The sequence below is a fragment of the Pseudoflavonifractor sp. MCC625 genome, assembly GCF_018784545.1.
Classification (GTDB): domain Bacteria; phylum Bacillota; class Clostridia; order Oscillospirales; family Oscillospiraceae; genus Pseudoflavonifractor_A; species Pseudoflavonifractor_A gallinarum.
On the sequence record NZ_WQOJ01000054.1, the window covers coordinates 1 to 202 of the forward strand.

Consider the following 202-nt stretch of genomic DNA (forward strand, 5'->3'; position numbering starts at 1 on the left):
AAATTGGTGACCCGTACGGGAATCGAACCCATGTTTGCGGCGTGAGAGGCCGCCGTCTTAACCGCTTGACCAACGGGCCATTGGTGCACCTTCAGGGATTCGAACCCGGGACCCACTGATTAAGAGTCAGTTGCTCTACCAACTGAGCTAAAGGTGCATACTTTCTTTCGAGAAAGAATGTATCCCGAAAAAGTGGGGTGCT

General features: G+C 52.0%; 2 tRNA genes. Both read right to left on the minus strand.

The features are described 5' to 3' along the window. Positions 1-4: 4 nt before the first annotated feature. Positions 5-79: transfer RNA gene (locus GPK94_RS15810), tRNA-Glu, on the minus strand. A gap of 2 nt (positions 80-81) precedes the next feature. Further along, a tRNA-Lys gene (locus tag GPK94_RS15815) sits at positions 82-157 on the minus strand. Positions 158-202 lie beyond the last annotated feature (45 nt).